Annotated in this window: 23 protein-coding genes and 1 pseudogene; 20 read left to right on the forward strand and 4 right to left on the reverse strand. The window is 65.3% G+C overall.

The window, feature by feature from the left end:
• The first annotated feature begins 143 nt into the window (after nucleotides 1–143).
• Complete coding sequence (locus OU995_RS09625; protein ID WP_267836228.1) at nucleotides 144–1,406, forward strand: MFS transporter; 1,263 nt, start codon at nucleotides 144–146, stop codon at nucleotides 1,404–1,406.
• A 129-nt stretch (nucleotides 1,407–1,535) separates the two neighbouring features.
• Here the strand turns inward: OU995_RS09625 and OU995_RS09630 are convergent.
• A pseudogene (locus tag OU995_RS09630) lies at nucleotides 1,536–2,243 on the reverse strand (substrate-binding domain-containing protein); the annotation flags it as partial.
• Nucleotides 2,244–2,343: 100 nt separating this feature from the next.
• The gene (locus OU995_RS09635; RefSeq protein ID WP_267835298.1) at nucleotides 2,344–3,465 is read right to left on the reverse strand and encodes a Fic family protein; all 1,122 of its coding nucleotides are present in this window, start codon (nucleotides 3,463–3,465) and stop codon (nucleotides 2,344–2,346) included.
• Nucleotides 3,466–3,994: 529 nt separating this feature from the next.
• On the opposite strand from OU995_RS09635, the gene OU995_RS09640 reads away from it, so the two are divergent.
• The gene (locus OU995_RS09640) at nucleotides 3,995–4,201 is read left to right on the forward strand and encodes a helix-turn-helix domain-containing protein (protein ID WP_267835299.1); all 207 of its coding nucleotides are present in this window, start codon (nucleotides 3,995–3,997) and stop codon (nucleotides 4,199–4,201) included.
• A gap of 22 nt (nucleotides 4,202–4,223) precedes the next feature.
• A complete protein-coding gene (locus OU995_RS09645; RefSeq protein ID WP_267835300.1) occupies nucleotides 4,224–5,861 on the forward strand; it encodes an ATP-binding protein in 1,638 nt (545 codons plus the stop codon).
• A 321-nt stretch (nucleotides 5,862–6,182) separates the two neighbouring features.
• Here OU995_RS09645 and ychF read toward each other — a convergent pair whose 3' ends face one another.
• On the reverse strand, nucleotides 6,183–7,280 hold the full coding sequence (gene ychF / locus OU995_RS09650; protein ID WP_267835301.1) for a redox-regulated ATPase YchF: 1,098 nt from the start codon (nucleotides 7,278–7,280) through the stop codon (nucleotides 6,183–6,185).
• Between the two features lie 152 nt (nucleotides 7,281–7,432).
• Between ychF and OU995_RS09655 the strand changes: the two genes are divergently transcribed.
• From OU995_RS09655 to OU995_RS09685, 7 genes are all read left to right on the forward strand, one after another.
• Nucleotides 7,433–8,611 (forward strand): FAD-dependent monooxygenase, encoded by a 1,179-nt coding sequence (locus tag OU995_RS09655; protein ID WP_267835302.1) that lies wholly within the window; start codon nucleotides 7,433–7,435, stop codon nucleotides 8,609–8,611.
• Nucleotides 8,612–8,655: 44 nt separating this feature from the next.
• Entirely contained in the window at nucleotides 8,656–9,381 is a 726-nt protein-coding gene (locus tag OU995_RS09660) for a DsbC family protein (RefSeq protein WP_267835303.1), read from the forward strand.
• A 60-nt stretch (nucleotides 9,382–9,441) separates the two neighbouring features.
• Nucleotides 9,442–9,882: a DUF3429 domain-containing protein gene (locus tag OU995_RS09665; RefSeq protein WP_267835304.1), complete on the forward strand. Its 441-nt coding sequence runs from the start codon at nucleotides 9,442–9,444 to the stop codon at nucleotides 9,880–9,882.
• A 156-nt stretch (nucleotides 9,883–10,038) separates the two neighbouring features.
• Entirely contained in the window at nucleotides 10,039–11,775 is a 1,737-nt protein-coding gene (locus OU995_RS09670) for a M61 family metallopeptidase (protein ID WP_267835305.1), read from the forward strand.
• Nucleotides 11,760–12,914 carry a DUF3108 domain-containing protein gene (locus tag OU995_RS09675; RefSeq protein WP_267835306.1) on the forward strand — a complete coding sequence of 385 codons (1,155 nt, stop codon included), beginning with the start codon at nucleotides 11,760–11,762 and terminating at the stop codon, nucleotides 12,912–12,914. The genes OU995_RS09670 and OU995_RS09675 overlap by 16 nt, the downstream gene beginning before the upstream one ends.
• Before the next feature lie 56 nt (nucleotides 12,915–12,970).
• Complete coding sequence (locus OU995_RS09680) at nucleotides 12,971–13,783, forward strand: enoyl-CoA hydratase (RefSeq protein ID WP_324288732.1); 813 nt, start codon at nucleotides 12,971–12,973, stop codon at nucleotides 13,781–13,783.
• Between the two features lie 196 nt (nucleotides 13,784–13,979).
• Complete coding sequence (locus tag OU995_RS09685; RefSeq protein WP_267835307.1) at nucleotides 13,980–14,267, forward strand: DUF4148 domain-containing protein; 288 nt, start codon at nucleotides 13,980–13,982, stop codon at nucleotides 14,265–14,267.
• Between the two features lie 118 nt (nucleotides 14,268–14,385).
• On the opposite strand, the gene lysS is transcribed toward OU995_RS09685, so the two are convergent.
• Nucleotides 14,386–15,936, reverse strand: a complete 1,551-nt coding sequence (gene lysS / locus OU995_RS09690; protein WP_420714843.1) for a lysine--tRNA ligase — start codon at nucleotides 15,934–15,936, stop codon at nucleotides 14,386–14,388.
• 244 nt (nucleotides 15,937–16,180) lie between these two features.
• On the opposite strand from lysS, the gene OU995_RS09695 reads away from it, so the two are divergent.
• From OU995_RS09695 to OU995_RS09740, 10 genes are all read left to right on the forward strand, one after another.
• Nucleotides 16,181–17,236 carry a Gfo/Idh/MocA family protein gene (locus OU995_RS09695; RefSeq protein WP_267835309.1) on the forward strand — a complete coding sequence of 352 codons (1,056 nt, stop codon included), beginning with the start codon at nucleotides 16,181–16,183 and terminating at the stop codon, nucleotides 17,234–17,236.
• A 3-nt stretch (nucleotides 17,237–17,239) separates the two neighbouring features.
• On the forward strand, nucleotides 17,240–17,845 hold the full coding sequence (locus OU995_RS09700) for an acyltransferase (RefSeq protein WP_267835310.1): 606 nt from the start codon (nucleotides 17,240–17,242) through the stop codon (nucleotides 17,843–17,845).
• Nucleotides 17,842–19,050: a DegT/DnrJ/EryC1/StrS family aminotransferase gene (locus tag OU995_RS09705; RefSeq protein ID WP_267835311.1), complete on the forward strand. Its 1,209-nt coding sequence runs from the start codon at nucleotides 17,842–17,844 to the stop codon at nucleotides 19,048–19,050. Before OU995_RS09700 ends, OU995_RS09705 begins: the two co-directional genes overlap by 4 nt.
• A gap of 4 nt (nucleotides 19,051–19,054) precedes the next feature.
• Nucleotides 19,055–20,278 (forward strand): lipopolysaccharide biosynthesis protein, encoded by a 1,224-nt coding sequence (locus OU995_RS09710; protein ID WP_267835312.1) that lies wholly within the window; start codon nucleotides 19,055–19,057, stop codon nucleotides 20,276–20,278.
• Complete coding sequence (locus OU995_RS09715; RefSeq protein ID WP_267835313.1) at nucleotides 20,275–20,985, forward strand: acyltransferase; 711 nt, start codon at nucleotides 20,275–20,277, stop codon at nucleotides 20,983–20,985. Before OU995_RS09710 ends, OU995_RS09715 begins: the two co-directional genes overlap by 4 nt.
• Nucleotides 20,982–22,052 (forward strand): glycosyltransferase, encoded by a 1,071-nt coding sequence (locus tag OU995_RS09720; protein WP_267835314.1) that lies wholly within the window; start codon nucleotides 20,982–20,984, stop codon nucleotides 22,050–22,052. Before OU995_RS09715 ends, OU995_RS09720 begins: the two co-directional genes overlap by 4 nt.
• Nucleotides 22,049–23,266: a glycosyltransferase family 4 protein gene (locus OU995_RS09725; protein WP_267835315.1), complete on the forward strand. Its 1,218-nt coding sequence runs from the start codon at nucleotides 22,049–22,051 to the stop codon at nucleotides 23,264–23,266. Before OU995_RS09720 ends, OU995_RS09725 begins: the two co-directional genes overlap by 4 nt.
• 173 nt (nucleotides 23,267–23,439) lie before the next feature.
• Nucleotides 23,440–24,159: a class I SAM-dependent methyltransferase gene (locus OU995_RS09730; protein ID WP_267835316.1), complete on the forward strand. Its 720-nt coding sequence runs from the start codon at nucleotides 23,440–23,442 to the stop codon at nucleotides 24,157–24,159.
• Nucleotides 24,160–24,322: 163 nt separating this feature from the next.
• A complete protein-coding gene (locus OU995_RS09735; protein ID WP_267835317.1) occupies nucleotides 24,323–25,492 on the forward strand; it encodes a DegT/DnrJ/EryC1/StrS family aminotransferase in 1,170 nt (389 codons plus the stop codon).
• 54 nt (nucleotides 25,493–25,546) lie between these two features.
• Nucleotides 25,547–26,140 (forward strand): sugar transferase, encoded by a 594-nt coding sequence (locus OU995_RS09740; RefSeq protein ID WP_267835318.1) that lies wholly within the window; start codon nucleotides 25,547–25,549, stop codon nucleotides 26,138–26,140.
• Nucleotides 26,141–26,171 lie beyond the last annotated feature (31 nt).

A 26,171-nucleotide genomic window follows, 5' to 3' on the forward strand; every position in this document is an offset into this window, starting at 1 on the left:
TGCGGCTGTCGACGTGTTCGCCATGCGCGTTCGCTCACACTTGGCGTTCCCCTGAGATATCAAGATCCGGAGACCTTCTCATGAGCTCATACAGCTCTGTGCCTGGTGTTGCGCCTGGCCCCATCCCCTCCACACCGTCCCGCATGCCCCGGCGTGCGGCTTTGGGCGCCGTCGTGCGGGTCACCAGCGGCAACTTCCTGGAGATGTTCGACTTCTTCCTGTACGGGTTTTACGCGCTCTACATCTCCCAGGCCTTCTTCCCGACGGACAGCGAATACCTGTCGCTGATGCTCACCTTTGTGACCTTTGGCGCCGGCTTCCTGATGCGGCCGCTGGGGGCCATCATCCTGGGCGCCTACATCGACAAGATCGGCCGGCGCAAAGGTCTGATCGTGACGCTGGCCATCATGGCCTGCGGCACGGTGCTGATTGCATTCACCCCGTCCTATGCGTCCATTGGTGTGCTGGCGCCGGTGCTGGTGCTCACGGGCCGTCTGCTGCAGGGCTTTTCGGCCGGTGTGGAGCTGGGTGGGGTGTCGGTGTACCTCGCTGAAATGGCCACGCCGGGGCGCAAGGGCTTCTATGTGAGCTGGCAGTCGGCCAGCCAGCAGGCTGCCATCATGGTGGCGGCGGCGCTGGGTTTTGGCATCAGCCAGTGGCTCTCCACCACGCAGATCAGCGAATGGGGATGGCGCATTCCGTTCTTGATCGGGTCGCTCATCCTGCCGTTTGTGTTCCACATCCGCCGCTCGCTGGTGGAGACGGAAGCCTTCCTGGCCCGCAAGCATCATCCGTCGCTGCGGGAGATCATGGCCTCGGTGATGCGCAACTGGGCGCTCATCGGTGCCGGCATGATGCTGGTGGTGATGACCACGGTGTCGTTCTATCTGATCACGGTCTATACGCCCACCTTTGGCAAATCGGTGCTGCACCTGTCGGCCACCAGTGCGTTGATCGTGACCTTCTGCGTGGGCCTGTCCAACTTCATCTGGCTGCCGGTGATGGGCGCGGTGTCGGACCGCATCGGCCGCTGGCCGCTGCTGCTGACCTTCAGTCTGCTGACGCTGCTGACCGCCTATCCGGCCATGTCGTGGCTGGTGAGCGGGCCGACGTTTGAGCGGATGCTGGTGGTGGAGCTGTGGCTGTCCTTCCTCTATGCCAGCTATAACGCGGCGACCATCGTCGCGCTGACCGAGGTGATGCCGCCGGAGGTGCGTACGACCGGGTTCAGTCTGGCCTACAGCCTGGCCACGGCGGTGTTTGGCGGGTTCACCCCGCTGGTGTCCACCTGGTTGATCCAGGCGACCGGTGACAAGGGGGCGCCGGGGATGTGGATGAGCGGCGCCGGCGCCATCGGGCTGATGGCGACCTTCCTGTTGTACCGAGGCATTGTGAAAGCGCGCTAAGCCCAGGAGCGCGGAGCCCAGGCGCGCATCACGGCGTGAGGGCTGGCGCGGATGCAGCCCGCTCAGGGCGACCGTGTTCGCGCTGTCCTTGGACGCCAGAAACTGAATGAAGCGCATCGCCTGGGTGCGGTGCTGGCTGGTGGTCACCACGGCTGCGGCATAGGGGGTGATTTTCTGGATCGCATCCGGAAGCTCACCCACGATGTCGATGCCGGGCACCGGCTGCAACTCGCTGCGTTGCTGGCATCCGAAGGCGGCTTGGCGTTGCGCAACGATCTCGCCGACCGGTGTGGCGGGTATCTGGCGCCCCTTGGCCTTGACCTCGGCCTCGATGCCCAACCGGGCCAGCAACTCATGCTGGATGTATTCACCGCTGGCGCTGTCGGACCAGGCCACGCTGGGGGCGCGCAGGAAGGCCTGACGCACCTGGTCGGGTGTGCTCAGGTCCGGTTTGGGATCGCCAGCCGGGACGGCGCAGGCGATGTAGGAATCGGCCAGAACGACCTTGGTGCTGGCATCCACCAGTCCATCGGCGATCAAGCGGTCCAGCGCCGGTCCCACCATGATCACCACGTCGATCGGTTCTTTGCGGGCCAGCCGTGCGGGAATGGCTTGCGCCGTCTTCCCCATGGAAGGGCCGAACTGGGTGTCGACCTGGGCGGACGGAAAGCGCTGCTGGTATTGGGCCGACAGGGTCTTGAACGCCTCGGCGAAACCGCCGGAGGAGATGGCGACCAGCCGGTCTGCGGCCCAGGTGGGGGCCGTGGCCAGCAAGGCAGCCGCCACGGTCACGGTGTGAACCCAGCGGGGACGGGAGGGCAGATGCTTGAACTGCATGCAACGACCTTTCAGATGGAGGCCGTGATCTTGGACGTGCGGAACCGATGCGTCTATTGCAACGTTCTTGATGCTTGTTGCGTCAGGTGCAGCAAAATCTTCACTGGGGCTTCAGCTCATAGCTGGTGCTTCGGCCGCCCGCAGCCGTGCGCTGCAGCACCCCGCGATCGATGAGGTCGCTGATGTCGCGAAGTGCGGTGTCTGCAGAGCATTTGGCCAACGCAGCCCATTTGCTGGTGGTGAGTTTTCCCTCGAAGCCGTCCAACAGACGGTTCAGCACCTTGATCTGGCGCTCGTTCAACGCGGCCCCCTGCAGACCCTGCCAGAAGCGGGCCTTGAACAATACCGCGTCCAGCACGCTGAGTGCCTGGCTCAAGGCCTGATCCAGCATGTCGAGGAACCAGCGCAACCATTCGGTCACGTCCAATGAGCCCTTTTGAGTGCGTTCGAGAATGTCGTAATAAGCTTTGCGCTCCCGCTGGATCTGTGCCGACAGGCTGTAGAAGCGCTGAGAACTCCCATCGGCCCGCGCCAGCAGGAGATCACCGACCGCGCGCGCGACGCGGCCATTGCCATCGTCAAATGGGTGGATGGTGACGAACCACAGGTGCCCGAGTCCGGCCCGGATGAGGGCAGGGTCTGCCGGAGCGGGATCATTCAGCCAATTCAGCAGAGCGTCCATGTCGGCATCCAGACGCTCCGCCGGTGGCGCCTCAAAATGCACCCGTTGCCGCCCGATAGGCCCGGACTCCACTTGCATCGGACCCTGCGCATCGTCTCGCCATGCGGCCGTTGTGATCCTGGTGAGTCCCGAATAGCCGGTCGGGAACAGCCCGGCGTGCCAGGCGAACAGGCGCTCCCGGGTGAGCGGGGCCGCGTGGCGGGTGGTTGCGTCCAACACCATGTCCACCACACCTTCCACGTGACGGTCCACGGGCGCCAGGGAGCCGATGTCCACACCGAGACGTCGCGCGATGGAGGAGCGCACCGAGGCCACGTTGAGGTGTTCGCCTTCGATTTCGCTGGTCTTGAGCACGTCATCGGTGAGCGCTGCGAGGCTCGCCTCATCTTGCAGGCTCATGCCGACATCCGCCATGCGGCCCAGCAGCAGGCCTTGGGCACGGCTCACCTGCGCCATGGGTTGAGCGAGTGCAGACAGGTCGTATCGCCATTGCGGCCACACCGGCGCCTGCCAGATGTATAGATATTCACCGCTATTCATGCGGTGATTGTGGGCCGTATTCGCCGCAGCGGCAAGTTATTCGACGCGAAATATGCGGTGAATAGGAGGTTGATTCACCGCAGGCGGTGGATCCGGCGCACTGCGGCACTGGGCGTTCATCCGCTGGCGCGGCGTCTGGCCGGTCAGGGGCAGCGGCTCAAAAGAAAAAAGCCGCGTCGGTGCGCGGCTTGATCAGGGGCTTCAACTGCTACGGCCTGCCCTGATGTCAGGGAAGGGCCGTGCACCGCTCAGACGTTGACGGCGCGCACCGCGCAGCCCATCCCTACAGGTCTCCGATGCATGCGGTTAAGGACGGAGTCTCTGGGAGTACGTTGCCGGGCCGTCTGGACTAGGTCGTTCGGAGTCGGGCCGCCAGCGCCTGAGTCGCGCGCAATGGACGCAAGTGAAATTCGGGTTGCCAACGTGGGCCGCGTAACTCAATGGCGAAAGGGTGTTTGGCGAGCGCTCTACTGATAGACTTGAAACGATCCTCAACGACTTTCACCAATGCAGGCAGAGCACCATCGACATGAGCATTGAGCCTTGGGTTACTGCCGAAGACGTTGCCCAGCACCTGGGTGTTGCCAAGGACACCGTTTATCGCTGGAGGGAACGCAAGGGGCTTCCCGCGCATCGTGTCGGACGGCTGTGGAAATTTCAGCTGTCCGAAGTGGATCAGTGGGTCCGAGCGGGAGGTGCCGATGAAGAATCGGGCAATGGGAGCGAGCAAAAATGAATCCAGCAGGGGAAGGTGACGCGTGAGCTTGGAAGGGCAACTCCTTGACCAAAAGTCCTTGCGGGCCGTGACTGGCAAGACGGCGGACTGGAACGAAATCGCTAAGGATTGCATTGCCTTTGCCAATGCAACCGGTGGCCGCCTGCTGCTGGGGATCGAGGATGGCCAGAGCGAGCCTCCCGCCGATCAGCGTGTCCCTCCAGACCTGCCAGACACACTACGTCGCAAGCTGGCGGAGCGCACCGTTAACGTGACGGTGCTGCCGGATGTCACCATCGCCCCGAATGGCGGCCAATACATCGAATTGCGAATTCCGCGCGCCATGGCTGTTGCGTCTACCACGGACGGCCGCTATTTCTTGCGCGTGGCCGATCAAAGCAAGCCCGTGACGGGTGATGACGTGATGCGCCTCGCCAGTGAGCGTTCCGCATTACCGTGGGAAACGCAAATCACCTTGCAAGTTTCACGTGCTGAGATCGATGTCGCCAAACGCGACAAGCTGCTTGCAGCCTTGCGTGCATCGGATCGCGTCAAGCCTTCTGTGAAGGAGAAGTCTGACGACGAGTTGCTCGATCACTATCAGCTCGCACAAGGAGCGAACCTCACCAATCTGGGCGTGCTCAGTCTCGGTCGCCAGCATCATCGCGCGCAACTGACCACCGCTCCGGTCATCCAGTTCATCAAGTACGACGAGCACGGGCAGAAGGTCAACAAGCTGGTGTGGGACGACCACACGCAAAGCCCGATGGAGTTGATCGAAGCGGTCTGGCAGGAGGTGCCAGACTTCCGCGAGCGCTACGAGCTGCCCGATGGCCTGTACCGTCAGAACGTGCCTGCCTTTGATGAAATCGTGGTGCGCGAGTTATTGGTCAACGCATTGGTACATCGTCCCTACACCCAGCGCGGTGACATCTTTTTGAACCTGCATCCAGACCGGCTGGAAGTGGTCAACCCTGGACCGCTACCGCTGGGCGTCTCGCCGCAGAACGTGCTCCACACTACGGTACGCCGTAACGAACACCTGGCACGCCTGTTCCATGACTTGAAACTGATGGAGCGGGAAGGCAGCGGCTTCGACAAGATCTTCGAGGTGCTGCTCTCACAGGGCCGCCCGGCTCCCGAGTTGATCGAGACCCACGACCGTGTGCAGGTGACAGTGCGCCGCCGCATCCTCAAGCCCGAGGTCATCGACTTCATTGCGAAAGCAGATCAGACCTATCAGCTCACGCAGCGCGAGCGGATCGCGTTGGGCCTATTGGCGCAACATGATGCGCTGACGGCACGCGAGCTGGCAACGTCGCTTGAGCTGCCATCGGTTGAAGCACTGCAACCCTGGCTCAAACGCCTGCTGGATTGGCAGTTGGTGCAAAGCGCCGGGCGTACCCAGGCAACACGTTACTTTGTTGACCCCAGCTTGCTGCGCAGCCTCCAGTTCACCGGCGAGACCACCCTCAAACGCATTGAGCCACACCGCCTGGCCGCGCTGGTTTTGGAAGACCTGCAGCGCTACCCCAGGTCGGCCATCAGCGACATCCACCAGCGAATCGGCGGCGAAATCCATCCCAAGCAAGTCAAGCGGGCACTGGAAGAGCTGATCGAGCGCGGGGAAGTCCGGTTTGAGGGCAACAACCGCTGGCGGCGGTACTGGGCGGTGGCATGAACAGCCTATCGGACAACCTGCGTTCTATCGTCGATAGATGGGTGATAGGAGCTGGGCGATACGTCGGCAACCGCCTGAAGAAACAAGGATTTCTATCGACCCAAGGTGAAGAGAGCCAGGAGATAGAACGGACGTTCGACAGCAAGACGAGCCCGTGATTAACCTTGTTGGGCGCCTAGCGTTGCCAAGAAGAGAAGGGGAGCAGGTCCTAAGACGCTGCTCCCCTTCTGCTTTAACTCGCCTCCACGCAACGCACCATCACGGCGGGTGGGGGTAGTCATGTCCATACCCCGTGAGGACGGGGTACGTGTCCATAGGTGCTTAGGTCGGAGTAAACAGGAAGTTCAACACATCCCCATCCTTCACCACATATTCCTTGCCTTCCGCGCGCATCTTGCCCGCGTCCTTGGCGCCTTGTTCACCCTTGAACTGGATGAAGTCGTCGAAGGCAATCGTCTGGGCGCGGATGAAGCCGCGCTCGAAGTCGGTGTGGATGACACCCGCCGCCTGCGGGGCGGTGTCGCCGATGCGGATGGTCCAGGCGCGCACTTCCTTCACACCGGCGGTGAAGTAGGTCTGCAGGCCCAGCAGCTTGAAGCCGGCGCGGATCAGGCGGTTCAGGCCCGGTTCGTCCTGGCCCATTTCGGCCAGGAACAGCGCACGGTCCTCGTCTTCCATTTCCGACAGTTCGGCTTCGGTCTTGGCGCAGATGGCCACCACCGGGGCGTTCTGGGAGGCCGCGTATTCCTTCAGGCGGTCCAGGAACGGGTTGTTCTCAAAGCCGTCTTCAGCCACGTTGCCCACGAACATCGCCGGCTTGGCGGTGATCAGGCACAAGGGCTTCAGGATGACCAGCTCTTCCTTGCTGAAATCAATGCCGCGCACCGGCTTGGCTTCGTTCAGCGCGGCCTGGCACTTCTCCAGCACCTTCACCAGGGCCGCTGCTTCCTTGTCATTGCCGGAGCGGGCGGCCTTGTTGTAGCGATGCAGGCTCTTTTCCACCGTGCCCAGGTCGGCCAGGCAGAGTTCGGTCTGGATCACCTCGATGTCCGAGATCGGGTCCACCTTGCCATTGACGTGGATGACGTTGGGGTCTTCAAAGCAACGCACCACATTCACGATGGCGTCCGTCTCACGGATATGGCTGAGGAACTGGTTGCCCAGGCCTTCACCCTTGGACGCCCCCGCCACCAGGCCGGCGATGTCCACAAATTCGACGATCGCCGGCACGATGCGCTCCGGCTTCACGATCTCCGACAGCTTCTGCAGGCGGGGATCGGGCAGCTCCACCACACCCACATTGGGTTCGATGGTGCAGAAGGGATAGTTCTCGGCGGCGATGCCGGCCTTGGTCAGCGCATTGAACAGAGTGGACTTGCCCACATTGGGCAGGCCCACGATGCCGCATTTGAGGCTCATGGGGGGCTTTCGGAATTGCTTGGAGGCCAGCGGCAACGCGCAGCGGGCAACAGGGCACCAGGCCGGAAGCTTTCCGCCCCTGGTTACCTTCAGATCAACATTTTAATCGGGCCGCGCTGGCACCCCTCAAGCCCCTGCCTACAATCCCGACCATGGAAAAGTTCGACGTCCTGGTGCGCGGCAGTGGCTGCGTCGGCCGCAGTCTGGCCCTGGCGCTGGGCGCCAGAGGCTTCCGTGTCGCCTTGCTGGGCCGCCCGCCCGCCGCAGGCGCCACCGCCGAGGCCGGTTTGGCGACCGGTCTCACGACCGGTTCCACAATGGGCCGCCCAGCTCAGCCGGGCAGCGATGTCCGCACCTATGCGCTGAATGCCCAGTCCGTGCGCTTGCTCAACCGCCTTCGCGTCTGGGACAGCCTCCCGGATGACGCCCGCACCCCCGTCCACGACATGCGGGTGATGGGCGATCACGCGGGGGCCTCCCTGCATTTCAGCGCCTGGGACCAGGGCGTGGGCGAACTTGCCCACATCGTGGACGCCGCAGCACTGGAAGAACAGCTGGATGCGGCGATCCGGTTCGCCCCCCATGTGCAGCGCGTCACGGCGCCCGTGCCGGCCGCGCTGGAGGCCTTGTGCGAAGGGCGGGAGTCCGGCACGGCCCAGACCCAGCACGGTGTCCACTTCGAACGGCATGACTACGGCCATCTGGGCGTGGCCGCCCGGATCGTGGCCAGCCAGCCCCACCAGGGCGTGGCCCTGCAGTGGTTCCGTTCGCCCGATATCCTCGGCCTGCTCCCCTTTGATCGACCGGAAGCCGGCCGCAGCTACGGCATCGTCTGGTCGCTGCCACGTGAGCGTGCCCAGACCCTGCTGGCCGCTGGCAAGGCCGAATTCGAGGCTGCGCTCATGGAAGCCACCGGCGGCCAGGTCGGCGCGCTGACGCTGGCCGGTGAACGCCAGGCCTGGCCCCTGCAACTGGCCCGTGCCGACCGCCTGTGCGGCCCCGGCTGGGTGCTGCTGGGTGATGCCGCCCATCTGGTCCATCCGCTGGCGGGCCAGGGCCTCAACCTGGGGCTGGCCGATGTGGAAACCCTGGTGGAGGTGATCGCCGCCCGCGAATCCTGGCGTGACCTGGGCGACGACAAGTTGCTGCGCCGTTATGCCCGTGCCCGTCTGGCGCCCACCTGGGCCATGGGCGAGCTCACTGACACGCTTCTGCGCGGCTTCGCCAGTCAGGCTCCGGTGATTGCGCGTCTGCGCAATGAGGGCCTGCGGCTGGTGGATCGTGCAGGCCCGATCAAGAAGTGGCTCACCGCCCGAGCCCTCGGCCACTAATGTCAATGCGCCCGGCGGTGCCCGGGACAAAAGGAAGCCATTCCATGAAGTTCTCCGTTTCTTTGCTGGCCTTTGCCCTGGCCTCGGTGGGCTGCACTGCGCAGGCCAATGAAGACACCATCCGCAAAAACCTCGCGGCCTCGCTGCCCAAGGAAATCAAGCTGGATGAGGTCCGCCCGACGCCGATTCCCGGTCTGTGGGAAGTGCGCATCGGCGCCGAGATCCGCTACACCGACGCCAGCGGCCAATACCTGATTGAGGGCGAGATGCTCGACCTCAAGAACCGCCGCAACCTGACGCAGGATCGGATCACCAAAATCACCATGGTGGATTTCTCCAGCCTGCCGCTGAAGGACGCCATCGTCTGGAAAAAGGGGGACGGCAAGCGCCGCATTGCCGTGTTTGCCGACCCGAACTGTGGTTACTGCAAGCGCTTTGAGCAGTCGCTGCAGGCCGTCAACAATGTGACGGTCTACACCTTTGTCATCCCCATTCTCGGGGGGGACTCGCCCGACAAGGCCAAGGCGGCCTGGTGTGCGAAGGACAATACCGCTGCCTGGCGCGACTGGATGGTCAGCGGTGTGACCCTGCCGCGTCCGGATGCCAAGTGCGATGCCAGTGTGATCCAGCGCAATCTGGAGCTCAGCCAGAAGCTGAAGGTCACCGGCACACCAGCCATCGTGTTTGAGGACGGTACCCGCGCGCCGGGCGCCCTGAGCGCCGACCAACTGGAACAGCGCCTGCAGACCCTGAGCAGCGCCAAGTCCTGATCCTCATTTTTTGCGCCCTTTCTTGGGCGATTGACTGCTCCATTTCTTGCTCTTTTGTCCATGAACGAACGCACCGTGGTTCCTGCCAACCCGATTGGCCTGAGGCTGGGTTATGCCGGCCTGTTTCCTTTCCTCCTGGGCGCGGTGCTCGCCTGGCTGGTGCGGGATGACGCGCACTTCTACACCATCCTCGGGCTGACCAATTACGCGGCCGTGGTGGTGTCCTTCCTGGGCGCCATCCATTGGGGGCTGGCCTTTCGCCAGGCGGTGCCGTCGCCCAGCCCCTATGTCTGGGGCGTGGTGCCGTCGCTGATGGCCTGGGTGGCGTCGATGATGCCGCCCAACGCCGGGCTGGTGGTGCATGGCGTGATGTTGATCGTCTGTTATGTCGTCGACCGGCGTCTCTATCCGGCCCTGGGCGCCAGCGCCTGGCTGACGATGCGTTTCCGGCTGAGCGCCATGGCGGCCCTGTGTTGCTTCCTGGCAGCCCAGGCGACCTGACATCGGTGCAAACCCCTGCGCGCAAGAAATAACGCGAGTCACCCTCGCTTCAAATGGGGGCCCCCTGCGGGGCGAACGCCGGGGCCCCCCCCTTAAATAGAGCGACAAACGCCCAAGCCGGTGCTGAAGGCCGCCAAGCCTTGGTAGGCTTGACTCATGATCCATTACCGCATTGCCCTTGCAGATCTCCACGCCCACCGCTTTGAGGTGAGTGTGACCGTGCCAGCGCCAGCGGCGCGTCAGGTGCTGAGCCTGCCCGTCTGGATTCCAGGCAGTTACCTGGTGCGCGAGTTCTCCCGGCATCTGGGGCAGGTCACGGCACGCCAGGGCAGCCGCGACATTGCGGCGCATCAGACCGCCAAGAACCGGTGGGAATTCGATTGCAGCGGCCGCGGTGCCCTGGTGGTGACGTATCCGGTCTACGCCTTTGACACCTCGGTCCGTGCCGCCTTTCTGGATGCACAGCGCGGGTTCTTCAATCCCACCAGCCTGTGCCTGCGGGCACATGGCAAGGAATCGCTGGCCCACCGCATAGAACTGAGCGGCGTGCCGGCGGGATGGGACGTCGCCACCGCCATGCCCTGCGCCGAACCCGGCCTGTGGCAGGCCGCCGATTACGACGAACTGGCCGACCATCCGTTTGAGCTGGGAACCTTCTGGCGCGGTGAGTTCATGGCTGGCGGGGTGCCCCATGAATTCGTGGTGGCCGGCGCGCTGCCGGTGTTTGACGCGGAACGTCTGCTGCGCGATGCCCAACGCATCTGCGAGACGCAGATCGGTTTCTGGCATGGCCCCAAGCCCAAACCACCGATGAGCCGCTATGTCTTCCTGCTCAATTGTGTGGATGACGGTTATGGCGGGCTGGAACACCGGGCCAGCACCGCGCTGATTGCCTCGCGCCGCGACCTGCCGCGCCTGGGTCAGCCGGATCTGAACGAAGGCTATGTGAAGCTCTTGGGCCTGATCAGCCACGAGTATTTCCACACCTGGAACGTCAAGCGGCTGCGCCCGGACGTTTTTGCCCGCTACGACTACGAGCAGGAGAACTACACCCGCCTGCTGTGGTTCTTTGAGGGCTTCACGTCTTACTACGACGACCTGTTCCTGGTGCGCAGCGGCCTCGTGGACGAGGCGCGTTATCTCAAGCTGATCAGCCACACCTTCACCCAGGTGCTGGGCGCGCCGGGGCGCAAGCATCAAAGCGTGGCCCAGTCGAGTTTCGAGGCTTGGACCAAGTACTACCGCCAGGACGAAAACGCTCCCAATGCGCTGGTGAGCTATTACGCCAAGGGCTCGATGGTGGCGCTGGCGCTGGACCTCACGCTGCGCAGCGCAGAACGTGCCAGCTCGCTGGATGAATTGATGCGGGCGTTATGGCGCGAAAGCGCTGGCGGTCCGATCAGCGAAGAGCGCATCTTCAGCCGCGTAGCGGAACTGGGCGGCGAGCCGGTGGCCCACCTGCTGCAGCAGTGGGTGCAGGGCTGCGACGACCTGCCGCTGGCGCCGTTGCTGGAGCGTCTGGGCGTGCGCTGGACCCATGAAAAACCGACCCTGGCCCAGCGCCTGGGGCTGCGGGTGCAGGAATCGGAGGCCGGGCTGATGGTCAAGCAGGTGCTGCTGGAGGGCGCCGGACTGGCGGCCGGCCTCAGCCCTGGTGATGAGATCGTGGCCTGCAATGGCTGGCGCGTGCGCAAGCTGGATGACCTGCTGCTGACGCTGGATCAGCAGCAGCCGCAAGACCTGCAACTGCTGGTCTCGCGGGATCAGCGCATGCTCCCCCTGACCTTGGCCCTGCCGCTGCAGGAGAGCGCCGCCCGTCCGATCTGCCTGGGCGTGTTGGACAAGGCCCCCGCCCGCGCGCAAAGCCTGCGGCGAGCATGGCTGGGCGGCTGAGACCTCGCGGCACCGCCGTACTGGCGGGTTTGACGCTGCTGGTGCTGGTCCTGCACCTGCTGTTGCTGGGCGGGGCCCAGCAGTTCATGGGCCGCTGGCAGCCGGACACGGCGGAGCCGGAGCGGATCCAGGCCGTGTTCGTGCGGGTGCTGCAACCCGCTGCTCCACCGCCGCCCATCCCGGCCACGCCCAAGGGCAACGAAGGTCGGCCAGGCTCGGACCCGGTCAAAGCCAAGCCGGGGCTGACAGCGCCCAAGGGCGAAGGGCCGGACCGCCTGGCGGCGTCCGAGAAACCGGCGCCGGTGAAGCCCGCCGCGGTGGAGACGCTGGCAGGCCCGGTGGAGCTGCAACTGCCGCAGACGCCGGGCGACTACACGCCCGGTGTGGAATGGCCCCTGTCCACCGAGATGCACTATCAGCTCACCGGCAACTTCCGTGGGCCGGTCTATGGTCAGGCCCGGGTTCAGTGGCTGCGGGAAGGCGCGCATTACCAGGTGCATCTGGAGGCGAGCATCGGCCCGTCGTTTGCACCGCTGATGACCCGTCGCCTCAGCAGTGACGGCTTGATCGGCCCCAACGGGTTGATGCCTGCGCGTTTTGACGAGGTCACGGGCGGCCTGGCGGGCGGCAAGCGCAAGACAAGCATGATCTTCGACGACGGAGGCGTGGTGCTGGCCAATGGCCAGCGCGTGCCGCGTGATGACAGCACACAGGACGCGGCCAGCCAGTTTGTGCAGCTCACCTGGATGTTCCTGACGGGGCGGCAGACGGCGCAGCCGGGGTGGCTGGTGCAGTTGCCGCTGGCACTGCCGCGCCGGGTTCACCTCTGGCGCTATGTGGTGCGGGATCAGCTTGAAACCGTACAGACCCCGATGGGGCCCCTGGAGGCTTGGCATGTGGACTCCGACATGCAGGACACCTGGGGAGATATGGAAACGGAGATATGGCTGGCGCCCACGCTGCAGTACCTGCCGGTGCGCATTCGCATCTGGCAGGACCGGAAGAAGAATGGCAGCAGCTACATCGACCTCACGCTGCGCGAGGCGCCACTGCAGGCAATGCCTGCAGCGGCGGGGGCGAGTGGTGCGGCGCCGGCCAGTGCGGCCAGTGCGGCCAGTGCCAGCCCAGCCACCCTATAGTTGCCGCCATCGATCACAAGGGCGGGAATGCACCGCCGACTTCTGGAGACTTGCCCATGACATCCCAGTCCATCACCGACGTGGCCTTCGAGAACATCCTGGTGGAGGTGGTCGGCAGCGGCGACCGCAAGACCGGCCTGATCCGCCTGAACCGGCCCAAGCAGCTCAACGCCCTGAGCGACCCGCTGATGGATGAATTGGGCCGGGCGTTGCTGGCCTTTGATGCGGATGACGGCATCGGCTGCATCGTGCTGACGGGGAGCGAACGGGCCTTTGCCGCCGGTGCGGACATTCCGACCATGGCGCCGCACACCTTCATGAGCGCATTCAAGAGCGGCCTCATCTCGAAGAACTGGGAGACCCTCCTGCAGGTGCGCAAGCCGGTGATTGGCGCCGTGGCGGGATTCGCCCTGGGCGGCGGGTGCGAACTGGCCATGATGTGCGACTTCATCATTGCGGCCGACACGGCGCGCTTTGGGCAGCCAGAGATCAAGCTGGGCATCATTCCTGGCGCTGGTGGCACCCAGCGGCTGCCGCGAGCCGTCAGCAAGAGCAAGGCCATGGACATGCTGCTCACGGCCCGCATGATGGATGCGGCGGAAGCCGAGCGTGCCGGGCTGGTGTCACGGGTGGTGCCTGCGGACCAGTTGATGAGCGAAGCCTTGACGGCCGCCGACACCATCAACGGCTTTAGTGGCCCGTCCACCCTGCTGATCAAGGAACTGGTGAACCTGGCCTACCAGGGCCCCCTGACGGATGGGGTGGCGGTGGAACGTCGTTATTTCCATGCGCTGTTTGGCAGCGAGGATCAGCGGGAGGGCATGGACGCGTTCCTGGCCAAGCGCGCCCCGGCGTTTAAGCACCGCTGATCGCTGCGGGCGGAGGGCGGATCAATCCTTGCGCCTTTTGATAGGGCGCAAGGCGCCCCATCGGGCGATTGTTGACAAAGTGTGAACGGATCTTTCCAGATTGGCTAGTGTTTCCCCTAGGAAGCGACGCCTACAGTTCAGGCCATGGACAACGCATGGAGTGCGGAGTCCGGATCAACACCCGAGAGGAACCGCCATGAACAAGTTTTCCGCCACCGCCCTGATCGCCGCCGCCCTGCTGAGCACCGGCGCCGCCTTTGCCGCTGAACCGGCCGCCAAGACCCGTGCCGAAGTGCTGGCTGAGCTGCAAGCCGCCCGTGAATCCGGCGAAGTGGCCGCCCTGAGCGCCGAGCAGGCCGGTGTGGGCGCGCTGACCAACGGGGTCAATGGTCCGAGCGCCAGCCAGATCGCTGCCAAGAAGGCCGCCGACAAGGCCGCCGTTGCCAAGAAGGGTGCCGCCTCGGAAGGCGTGTCGAGCAAGTAAGCCGCTCGTCGCCTCAATGAAAAAGCCGCTGCGGGCGATGCCCGACAGCGGCTTTTTCTTGGGCGCAGGGCGTTGAGCAGCAATCGCTCAACGCTTTGGCACGCCCTGGGGCGATGGATTACACCCGCTTCAGCGCCGGGAACAGGATGATGTCGCGGATCGACGGGCTGTCGGTGATCAGCATCATCAAACGGTCGATGCCGATGCCGCAGCCGCCGGTGGGTGGCATGCCGTATTCCAGGGCACGGATGAAGTCCGCGTCGTAGAACATGGCTTCCTCGTCACCGGCATCCTTGTTGGCCACCTGGGCCTGGAAGCGGGCGGCCTGATCTTCCGCGTCGTTCAGCTCGGAGAAGCCGTTGGCATATTCGCGGCCAGTGATGAAGAGCTCAAAACGCTCGGTGATGGCCGGATTGCTGTCCGAAGCGCGGGCCAGCGGTGACACTTCCACCGGGTAGTCGATGATGAAGGTGGGTTCCCACAGCTTCTCTTCCACCACCGCTTCAAACATGCCGAATTGCAGCTCGGGCAGGCTCCAGTGCTTGGGCGCCTCTTCCCCATGGTGCTTCAGCTTGTCGCGCAGCACGGCCGCGTCGTCGGCCTCGGCCGCCGTCAGGCCGCCATGCACGATCAGCGAGTCACGCACCGACAGACGGGCAAACGGCTTTTCCAGGTCGACCGGCTTGCCGGCATAGCTCACCAACGCGCTGCCCGTGGCCGCACGGGCCGCATGGCGCAGCACTTCCTCGGTGAAGTCCATCAGTTCATGATGCGTCCAGTAGGCCGCATAGAACTCCATCATCGTGAATTCCGGGTTGTGCCGGACACTGATGCCTTCGTTGCGGAAGTTGCGGTTGATCTCGAACACGCGTTCGAAGCCGCCCACCACCAGCCGCTTCAAATACAGCTCGGGCGCGATGCGCAGGAACATTTCCTGGTCCAGCGCGTTGTGGTGCGTCACGAACGGGCGGGCATTGGCGCCGCCGGGGATGGGGTGCAGCATCGGCGTTTCGACTTCCAGGAAGCCGTTTTCCACCATGAAGCTGCGGATGGACGACACCGCCTTGGAACGCGCCACAAAACGGTCACGGGCCGTGTCGTCGGTGATCAGGTCCACATAGCGCTGACGGTACTTCTGCTCCTGGTCCTGCATGCCGTGGAACTTGTCCGGCAGCGGGCGCAGGCTCTTGGTCAGCAGGCGCAGCGTGGTCACCTTGACCGACAGTTCGCCGGTGCGGGTGCGGAACAGCGTGCCTTCGGCGCCCAGGATGTCGCCCAGGTCCAGATGCTTGAACTGGGTGTAGGCCTCGTCGCCCAACGCGTCCTTGGAGAGGAAGAGCTGGATGCGACCGGTGGCGTCCTGCAGCGTGGCAAAGCTGGCCTTGCCCATGATGCGCTTGAGCATCATGCGGCCGGCCACCGTCACCTGAACGGCCTTGGGCTCCAGGGTGTCATTGGGCTCTTCGCCGAACTCGGACTGCAGCGCCAGCGCACGATGCTGGGGCTTGAAGTCGTTCGGGAAGGCGGCTTTGCCCTCAGCCTTGGCTTTGGCGCGGATGCCGGCCAGTTTCTCGCGGCGCTCCGCGATCAGTTGGTTTTCGTCTTGGGCAGGCTGGGCCTGCACATCGGGCGCGGTGGCCGGGGAGGGGGCGTGGGGCTGGCTCATCATGAACTCGTTGAAGCTGGCGGCATTTTAAGTGGTCATAGGCCCTTAAAATTTGCAGCTTGGCCCGCCAGGCGGCAATTGATCGCCGGTGGCTCCCTGTGACGGGCCTGATCAAGCGTCCTTGGACCTTGGCTCTCGTTCCCGTTGCGCCCCTGCCGCTTGTGTCACTGGTGTGGCGGGCGGCATCCGCATGCTTCGGGCCTGGATCCAGCGTCTTCTCTGCGGTTTTTCGTCGAATTCGCCTTTTATGCCTCAGTTCCCCATCCTGGACCGGAAGATCCGCGTCGCCCTGGTCGGCTGCGGCCGCATCTCCAAGAACCATCTGGAGGCGCTGGGGCGTCACCAGGAGCGGGCGGAGCTGGTCGCGGTGTGCGACAACCGGCCGGAAGCCCTGGCCGCCGCCACCGCCCAGACCGGTGTGGCGGGTTTTGACTCGCTGGAGGCCCTGCTGGCCGGCAGTGACGCCGACCTGATCGTGCTGTCCACACCCAGCGGTCTGCATGCCCAGCAGGCCATCACCGCCGCCCGCGCCGGCCGCCATGTGCTCAGCGAAAAGCCGATGGCGACCAAATTCGAGGAAGGCCAGGCCATGGTGCGCGCCTGCCGCGATGCGGGTGTGAAGCTGTTTGTGGTGAAGCAGAACCGTCTGAATGCCACGGTGCAGCTGGTGAAAAAGGCGCTGGATCAGGGCCGCTTCGGCCGCATCTTCATGAGCACGGTGAATGTGTTCTGGACCCGCCCGCAGAGCTATTACGACGCCGCCCGCTGGCGCGGCCGCTGGGACATGGACGGCGGCGCCTTCATGAACCAGGCCAGCCACTATGTGGACCTGCTGGACTGGCTGGTGGGCCCTGTGGACAACGTGCATGCCTACACCGGCACGCTGGCCCGTGACATCGAGGCCGAGGACACCGGCGTGATGAGCCTGCGCCTGCGCCACGGCGGCCTGGCCAGCATCAACGTCACCATGCTGACCTATCCGCAGAACCTGGAAGGCTCCATCACCATCCTCGGTGAAAAGGGCACCGTCAAGATCGGCGGCACGGCCGTCAACAAGATCGAACACTGGGCCTTTGACACGCCGCATCCGGATGACGAGCTGGTCAAGAACGCCAGCTACGAAACCACCAGCGTCTATGGCTTCGGCCACGCCGCCTATTACGACAACGTCATCCAGACGCTGCGGGGCGAGGCCCATGCCCAGGTGGACGGCTACGAGGGCCTGCGCTCGCTGGAATTGCTGGTGGCCTGCTACCGCAGCGCCCGCGACGGCCAGCGCGTTGGCCTGCCGCTGGTGTTCTGAGCCATGGCATTCTGGACACATGCCTCGGCCGTGGTGGATGACGGCGCGCAGATCGGCGAGAACACCAAGGTCTGGCATTTCAGCCATGTCTGCGCCGGGGCCCGCATCGGCGCGGATTGCTCGCTGGGGCAGGGCGTGTTTGTGGGCAACGATGTGAGCATCGGCCGCAATGTGAAGATCCAGAACAACGTGTCGGTCTATGACGCGGTCACGCTGGAGGACGACGTGTTCTGCGGCCCGTCCATGGTCTTCACCAATGTCTACAACCCCCGCTCGGCCGTGCCGCGCAAGAACGAGTACCGCCGCACGCTGGTCCGGCGCGGCGCCACGCTGGGCGCCAACTGCACCATCGTCTGTGGCGCCACGCTGGGCGAGTATTGCTTTGTGGGCGCGGGTGCAGTCGTCAAAGGGGATGTCCCTGCCCATGCGCTGATGGTGGGTGTCCCGGCCCGCCAGATCGGCTGGATGAGCCGCCATGGCGAAAAACTCGACCTCCCGGTGTCCGGCCACGGCCGTGCCATCTGCCCCGGCAGCGGCGAGGTGTATGAACTCGATGACAAGGGCCTGCATTGGGTGGTGCCCGCGTCCTCCACGGAGCCCCGGGCATGAGCCTTCCCTTCATTGATCTCAAGTCCCAGTACGCGGCCCTCAAGCCCAGCATCGATGCCCGCATCCAGGCGGTGCTGGACCATGGCCAGTTCATCATGGGGCCGGAAGTGCAGGAGCTGGAACAAAAGCTCGCCGCCTATGTCGGGGTGAAGCACTGCATCACTGTGGCCAGTGGCACCGAGGCGCTGCTGATCGCGCTGATGGCGCTGGACCTGCAACCCGGTGACGAAGTCATCACCACCCCGTTCACCTTCGCCGCCACGGCCGAAGTGATCGTGCTGCTGGGCGGGGTACCGGTGTTTGTGGATATCGAGCCGGACAGCTGCAACATCGATGCACGCCTGATCGAAGCCGCCATCACGCCGCGCACCCGGGCCATCATGCCGGTGAGCCTGTATGGCCAGGTGGCCGACATGGATGCCATCAACGAGATCGCCGCCCGGCACGGCGACATCCCGGTGATCGAGGATGCGGCGCAGAGCTTCGGGGCGACCTACCGCAGCAGGCGGACGGATCACGCGACGACGCCGCGCCGCTCCTGCGGCCTCTCCACCTGGGGCGCCACCAGCTTCTTCCCCAGCAAGCCCCTGGGCTGTTATGGGGACGGCGGCGCACTGTTCACCAACAACGACACCCTGGCAAAAGCCGCCCGCGAAATCCGGGTGCACGGCCAGAGCCAGCGCTACACCCATACCCGTGTGGGCGTGGGGGGCCGCATGGACACCCTGCAATGCGCCGTGGTGCTGGGCAAGCTGGAGCGCTTTGACTGGGAAGTGGCGCAGCGCCTGCGCCTGGGTGCGCGCTATCAGCAACTGCTGGCCGACCTGCCGCTGCAAGGCCTGGCGGTGCGCGAGGACCGTGACTGCGTCTGGGCGCAGTTCACCGTGCAGGTGGACCAGCGTGAAGCCGTGGTGGCCGCGCTGAAGGCGGCAGGCATTCCCACCGCCATCCACTATCCCAAGCCCTTGCATCGTCAGGCGGCTTATGCCGACCGCTGCCGGGTGCCGGCTCCATTGCCGCATGCCGAAACCGCCGCCACGCGCGTGATGAGCCTGCCGATGAGCCCGGACCTGACCGAGGCGCAGCAGGACCAGGTGGTGGAGGCCCTGCGCCAGGCCCTGGCCCAGGGCGCCGCCACCGGCTCGGTGACTGCCAGCGCCTCGGCCGCACACAGCGCCGAAGCGGCTGCGGACCGCACCGCCTGAACGCATGCTTCGAGCCACGCTGACCCTGCTGGCCGGCGGCGCCCTGGCGCAGCTGTTGCCGCTGCTGCTGGGGCCGTGGATCACGCGCCTGTATTCGCCGATCGAGTTCGGTCACTTCAGTCTGGTGTGGACGGTGGCCACCAACGTGGCGGTGGTGGGCTGCGCCCGTTATGAATTCGCCCTGCCGCTGGAGAAGGATGGACTGCGGGCCGCTCGGCTGATGGCGCTGTGCCTGCGGGTGCTGCTGGCGGTGACGCTGGTCAGCGCCTGCATCGGCTGGGCGTGGAGCGTCTGGCAGGGCCTGGACCTTGCGGTGTGGCTGGGCCTGGCGGTGCTGGCCGGCGCGTCGGCGCAGGCCCTGACCCTGTGGGCCACCCGCGCCAGCGCCTTTGGTGCGCTGGCCGCCGCGCGGCTGGTGCAGTATGGGGGCGCTGCCGTGCTGCAGGTGGTGCTGGGGCTGGCCGCCTTTGGTGCCGTTGGCCTGCTGCTGGGGCCGATCGTGGCCGGTCTTGCCGCCGCGCTGTGGTTGGCCCGTGTGGCCCGGCCGGTGAATGGCTGGCGCTCGATGTGGCGCCAGGACGGCACCGACCTGTCCGCCATGGCCCGCCGCCACAAGGACTTCCCGCTGCTCAACACGCCCCATGCCTTTGCCGGCGCACTGCAGGACAGCCTGGCGCTGCTGCTGCTGTCCTGCTGGGCCGGCGATGCGGCGGCCGGTTATTGGGCGCTGGCCATGCGGTATCTGAAGGCGCCCGCCAGCCTGGTGGGCGGTGCCTTGTCGCAGACCCTCTACCCGCGCCTGGTGGCCGCTCGCTCCCCGGAGGAGGCCGTGCGACTGGTGCGCCAGGCCATGGCGGCGCTGGCGGCGTTTGCCATTCCGTTGGCGGCCGTGCTGACCGTCTGGGGGCCCTCTCTCTTCTCCTGGGCGTTTGGCGAGCGCTGGCAGGACGCCGGTGAACTGGCGCGCGCGCTGGCGCCGTATGTGGCGGTGCATTTCATTGCCTCGCCGCTGTCGGTGACCACCATGGCCTGGCAGGCCCAGGGCTGGGCCCTGCGCCTGGCGCTGGTGGGTCAACTGGCCTTTGTGCTGGGCATCGGTGTCGGGCTGATGCAGGGCGGCCTGATCGGCGCCGCCTGGGGCGTCTCTGCGACGATGGCCTTGTACTTCGGTTATTACTTCTGGGCGCTGGCGCACTGGAAACACAAGGACGGACTCTTCGCCACATGAAAGCAAGCCTGCGTCGAAGGCTCTGGCAGCCGATCAAGATGCTGATCTCCCGCCTGTGGGGCACCCGCATGGTGGGCGGCTTTGTGCGTGGCGATGGCGTTTATCTGCCCGCCACCCGCATCAGCAACACCAGTGTCGTGTTTGCCCGCGAGCGGCTGGTGATCGGGGACCATGTCTTCATCGGCCACTTCAGCGTGCTGGATGCCACCTACGGGCTGCGCATCGGGGAAGGCTGCCAGATCGGTTTCTTCACCGGCATCTTCACCCACTCCAGCCATGCGGCCATCCGGCTTTATGGCCGCCAATATGTCCACACGCCGGAGAAAAAGGCCTACTTCACCGCACCGGTGGAGATCGGTGACTTCTGCTTCATCGGCGCGCATGCCACGCTGCTGCCGGGCACCCGGCTCGGGCGCGGGTCCATCGTGTCGGCCTACAGCCTGGTCAGCGGGGAGCATCCGGACTTCGCCATCCTTGCGGGCCAACCGGCGAAGGTGGTGGGTGACACCCGCCGCATGGATGAACGCTTGCTGAGAGAGCATCCCGAGCTGCTGCCGTTTTATGAGGACTGGGCCGGTGCGAGCCCCACGGCCCATCCCGCAGGGCCAGCCTCCGTCGACGCGCCTCCTGCAACAAGCGCCCAGCCTGGTGCAACAAGCGCCGAGTCTTCTCTGGTCACGCCTGCCACTCCTCCCGAATCCCCATGAGACTTGTCCTGATCGGCGACGGCGATAGCCCGCATCTGCTCAAGTGGGCCCGTGCCCTGGTGGACCAGGTGGAACTCTGGGCCGCCTCCACCCGCGGCTTTGCGCCGGAATTCAGCTTCCTGATCCCGGAGGACCGTCGGCTGGCCTTGAACACCCACCCGGCTCACGGCGGTGGCAATCTGGCCGTCATCCAGCAACTCCCCAAGCTCGGCCAATGGCTGGCCAAGGTGGATGCGGACTGGCTGCATCCCCACTACCTCACCTCCCACGGCACGCTGGCCTGGGCCGCGCGCAAGGGCTGGCGGCTGCGGGCGCGCATCGTGGGGTCGGCCTGGGGCAGCGACATCCTGGTCACGCCCAACCAGGGCTGGGGTTACCGCTGGCTCACGCGCCAGGTGCTGCAGGCCTGCACGCTGACCACCTCCGATTCCGAGCACATGGCGGCCCGCATGCGTGAGCTGGGCGCGGGGGAGGTGATGACCTTCCCGTTTGGTCTGGAAGCTCTGCCCAAGCAGAACGTGCGCAAGCAGCCGTGGCTGTTCTTTGCGAATCGGGGCCTGGAACCGATCTACCGTCCGCACCGCGTGATCGACGCCTTTGCGGCCATCGCCGCCCAGCGGCCGGAAGCGCAATTGCGGGTGGCCAATGACGGCTCCCTGCGCGAGGCACTGCAGGCGCAGGTCCGCAGCCTCGGGCTGGACGACCGTGTGGAATTCCTGGGCCGGCTTGATGCCGTCTCCCAGGGGCGCCACTATGCCCATGCCCGCTGGTTCCTGAGCCTGCCAGAAAGTGATTCGGTCTCGGTCTCCGTCCTGGAGGCCATGGCCCATGAATGCCTGCCGGTGCTGTCCGACCTGCCTGCCAACCATGAGTTGCTGGGCGAGGGACGGCACGGCCTGATCCTGTCCGACCCGGACGAGCTGACCCGCCTGCCGGCGCGGTTGGCCGCGCTGGCGGACGATGCCCACATCGACGCGATGGGCGCGGCCAACCGGGCCTGGGTGGCGCAAAACGCCCTCTTCGGCCCGGCGGTGAAGCGCTTCGTGGCACGACTCAACGCCCTATGAAGCTCCTGCTGATCAATCATTACGCCGGCTCCCCGAAGCACGGCATGGAATTCCGCCCCTTCTACCTGGCCCGTGAATGGGTGAGGGCGGGGCATCAGGTGCTGATCCTCGGCGCCTCTTACTCCCATGTGCGCAGCCTCCAGCCGGACCCCGGCAGTGCCCAGCTCAGCGGGGTGTCCTACCACTTCTACGACACGCCGCCGTACCAGGGCAATGGCTTGGGCCGGGTCAAGAACATCTGGTCCTTCTGCCGTCAGGTGTGGAAGGACGCGGACATCCTGGCCCGTGAATTCGAGCCCGATGTGGTGATTGCCTCCAGCACCTATCCGATGGATGTGTGGGTGGCGCGCCGCGTGGCCCGCTTGGCCCAGGCCAAGCTGGTGTACGAAGTGCACGACCTCTGGCCGTTGTCACCGATCGAGCTGTCCGGCATGTCGCCCCGGCATCCGTTTGCGATGCTCTGCCAGAAGGCCGAGAACGACGCCTACCGGGATGCGGACGTGGTGGTGTCGATGCTGCCCAAGGTGCATCAGCACATGGCGGCCCATGGGCTGGATTTGAAGAAGCTGCACATCGTGCCCAACGGCATCACGCTGGATGAATGGCAGGGGGATGGTGAACCGCTGGACGCCGCCGTGCAGGCCCATCTGGCCACGCAGCGCGCGGCGGGACGTACGGTGGTGGGTTATGCCGGCTCAATGGGGCAGCCCAATGCGCTGGACGTGCTGCTGGATGCCGCCAAGCTGCTGAAGGACGTACCGCTGGCTTTTGTGCTGGTGGGGGGCGGCCATGAGCGGGAGCGGCTGGAGGCGCGGGTGCGGGACGAAGGGCTGACCCATGTGGCGATGTTCCCTCCGATTCCCAAGGGGCAGATCCCGTCGCTGCTCAAGGGCTTCGACATCGCCTACATCGGATGGCAGCGCACACCCATCTATCGCTTCGGCATCGCGCCCAACAAGCTGATGGACTACATGATGGCCCAGCGGCCGGTGCTTCATTCGGTGGAGGCGGGTAATGACCCGGTGGCGGAAGCGGGAGCGGGGCTCACCGTGCCGCCGCAGGACGCCCAGGCGGTGGCCCAAGGCCTGCGCCAGCTGGCGTCCCTGCCTGCCTCGCAGCGTGAGATCATGGGCTGCAACGGGCGTGAATTCGTGCTGAAGCACCATACCTACCCGGTGCTGGCGAAGCGGTTCATTGACGCTGTGTCGGGCTGATCGAGGCTTTGCCGGAAATGCCGAGATTGCCGCCACCCACGCCTGTTGTCACGCCACCCTGCACTGCGTACTGACCTCTGACCCAAGCCCAAGCCCAAGCCCAAGCCCAAGCCCAAGCCCAAGCCCAAGCCCACCGCCTCCGCTGCCCCACCAACACGCCACCTTCATCCACCATGCCCCAGGATCACGAACTCCAGGCCATCGCCCAGCGTTATGCCCGGCGCGAGGAGCGGCTGGGCGGGCTTGAGCGCTACAGCCTGCTGCGCCCCGAGGTGTGGCAGATGCTGCATGAACGCCAGGCCATGTTGCTGCGGCTGCTGGCGGCGCGCTCGCAGGCGCTGGGGCCGGTGGCGGATTGGCGGCTCACGGAAGTGGGCTGCGGTGCTGGTGGCAACCTGATGGACATGCTGCGCATCGGCCTGCGGCCGGAGCATCTGACGGGCATCGAGCTGCTGCCGGAGCGTTTTGAGACGGCGCAGGCGATGCTGCCTGCGCAAGTGCGATTGTTGGTCGGCGACGCGTCCCAGGCGCAAGTGGAGCCGGGCAGCCAGCATCTGGTGATGCAGTCCACGGTCTTCTCCTCCATCCTGGACGATGGATTGCAACAACGGCTGGCCGAGGCCATGTGGCGCTGGGTGAAGCCCGGTGGCGCGGTGATCTGGTACGACTTCATCGTCGACAATCCTCGCAACCCCGATGTGCGCGGCGTGCCGGTGCGGCGCATGCGGGCCTTGTTTCCGCAGGGTCGGCCGGTGGTGCGCCGGGTGACCCTGGCGCCTCCGCTGGCCCGCGCCGTGTGCCGCTGGCATCCCTCGCTGTATGGCTGGCTCAACAGCTTGCCGCCGCTGCGCACGCATGTGCTGGCTTTGATCGAAAAACCGGACGGAAGCTGATGACTCCGCGACTGCCCCGCCATTGCCTGCACGCGCTCATCGCGCACTCATCACCCATGCATCACGCACGCATCGCGCATGCATCACGCACGCCGTTCAACAACGTCTTTTGCGCACGCCCTGAGGCGCAGCGCCTCCTCCAGACTTCACCACGCTTTCGACCATGACTGACCAGTTGCCCTTCCTGCCCTTTGCCCTGCCCGAGATTGGCGAGGAAGAAATCGCCGAAGTGGTGGACACGCTGCGCAGCGGCTGGGTCACCACCGGCCCGAAGGCCAAGCGCTTTGAGCAGGCGTTTGCCGAGTTCCTCGGCGAGCCGCAGATCGAATGCGTGGCGGTGAACTCGGCCACCGCCGGCCTGCACCTGGCGCTGGAAGCGCTGGGCATCGGCCCGGGGGATGAAGTCATCACCACCACGCACACCTTCACCGCCACCGCCGAGGTGGTGCGATACCTCGGCGCGGATGTCGTGCTGGTGGACATCGACCCGAAGACCCTGAACATCGCCATCGACCAGATCGAGGCGGCCATTACGCCGCGGACCAAGGCCATCATTCCGGTGCACTACGCCGGCTTGGCCGTGGACATGCTGGCGGTGCTGGACATTGCACGCAAGCATGGCCTGAAGGTGGTGGAAGATGCGGCGCATGCGCTGCCCACCACACTGGAGAAGGAACTGATCGGCACCATGGGCAGCAATGCGGCGGTGTTCAGCTTCTATGCCAACAAGACCATGACCACCGGTGAAGGCGGCATGCTGGTGACGCGTGATGCGGAACTCGCCAAACGCGCCCGGGTGATGCGGCTGCACGGCATCAACCGCGACGCCTTTGACCGCTTCACCGCCAAGGTGCCGAGCTGGTATTACGAGATCGTGGCCCCGGGTTTCAAGTACAACATGACCGACATTGCGGCGGCGCTGGGCCTGCATCAGCTCAAGCGTCTGCCGGCCTTCCAGCAGCGGCGTGAGCAGATTGCGCAGCGTTACTTCGAGGCACTGTCGGACCTGCCGCTGATCCTGCCGCCGCAGCCGATTGAAGGCGATACACACAGCTGGCATCTGTATGTGCTGCGTCTGTCCGACGAGGCCGATGTCAGCCGGGATGAATTCATCGAGCGCATGTTTGCCCTGGGCATCGGCTGCAGCGTGCATTACGTGCCGCTGCACCAGCATCCCTACTGGCGCGAGCGTTATGGGCTGACCGCCGAGATGTTCCCGCAGTCCCAGAAGGCGTATGAGCGCACGGTGACGATTCCGCTGTACACGGCCATGACGGATGCCGATGTGGAGCGGGTGATCGCGGCGGTGCGCCAAAGCCTGGGCGCGGCCTGAGGGCCGATGCGCGGCGGCATCCAGGCAGACTGTGGATTGAGGATTTCTGGCGGCATGGGAAAGCGACTGTTCGACCTGATCTGTTCCGGCATCGGCCTGCTGCTGCTCAGCCCTGTGCTGCTGTTCGTGGCTGTGTGGATCAAACTGGATTCACCGGGCCCGGTGATGTTTCGCCAGGAGCGGGTGGGGCGATTCGGGCGGCCGTTTCTCATCCACAAGTTCCGCACCATGCGGGTGGATGCGCCGGCCCTGGGGCCGCAGATCACCATCGGCGCGGACCCTCGCATCACCCGCAGCGGCCAGTTCCTGCGGGCCAGCAAGCTGGATGAGCTGCCACAGCTGTGGGACGTATTCCGGGGCGCCATGAGCCTGGTGGGGCCACGCCCGGAAGTGCCGCGCTATGTGGCGATGTATCCGGCGGACTTGCGCGAGGTGGTGCTGTCGGTGCGGCCCGGCATCACCGACCCGGCGTCCCTGAGCTTCCGCCACGAAAGTGAATTGCTCGCCCGCGCAGCGGACCCGGAGCGGGAGTATGTGGAAGTGGTGATGCCGGCCAAACTGAAGCTGGCGGCGGACTATGTGCGTCAGGCCAGCCTGCTGAATGATGTGCGGCTGATCTTCGCCACCTTGGGTGTGTTGCGGCGATGACGGGTGGAGCGGAAGGCGCGGGTGAGGTGGT

Source organism: Roseateles sp. SL47, from assembly GCF_026625885.1.
Lineage (GTDB): Bacteria > Pseudomonadota > Gammaproteobacteria > Burkholderiales > Burkholderiaceae_C > Roseateles.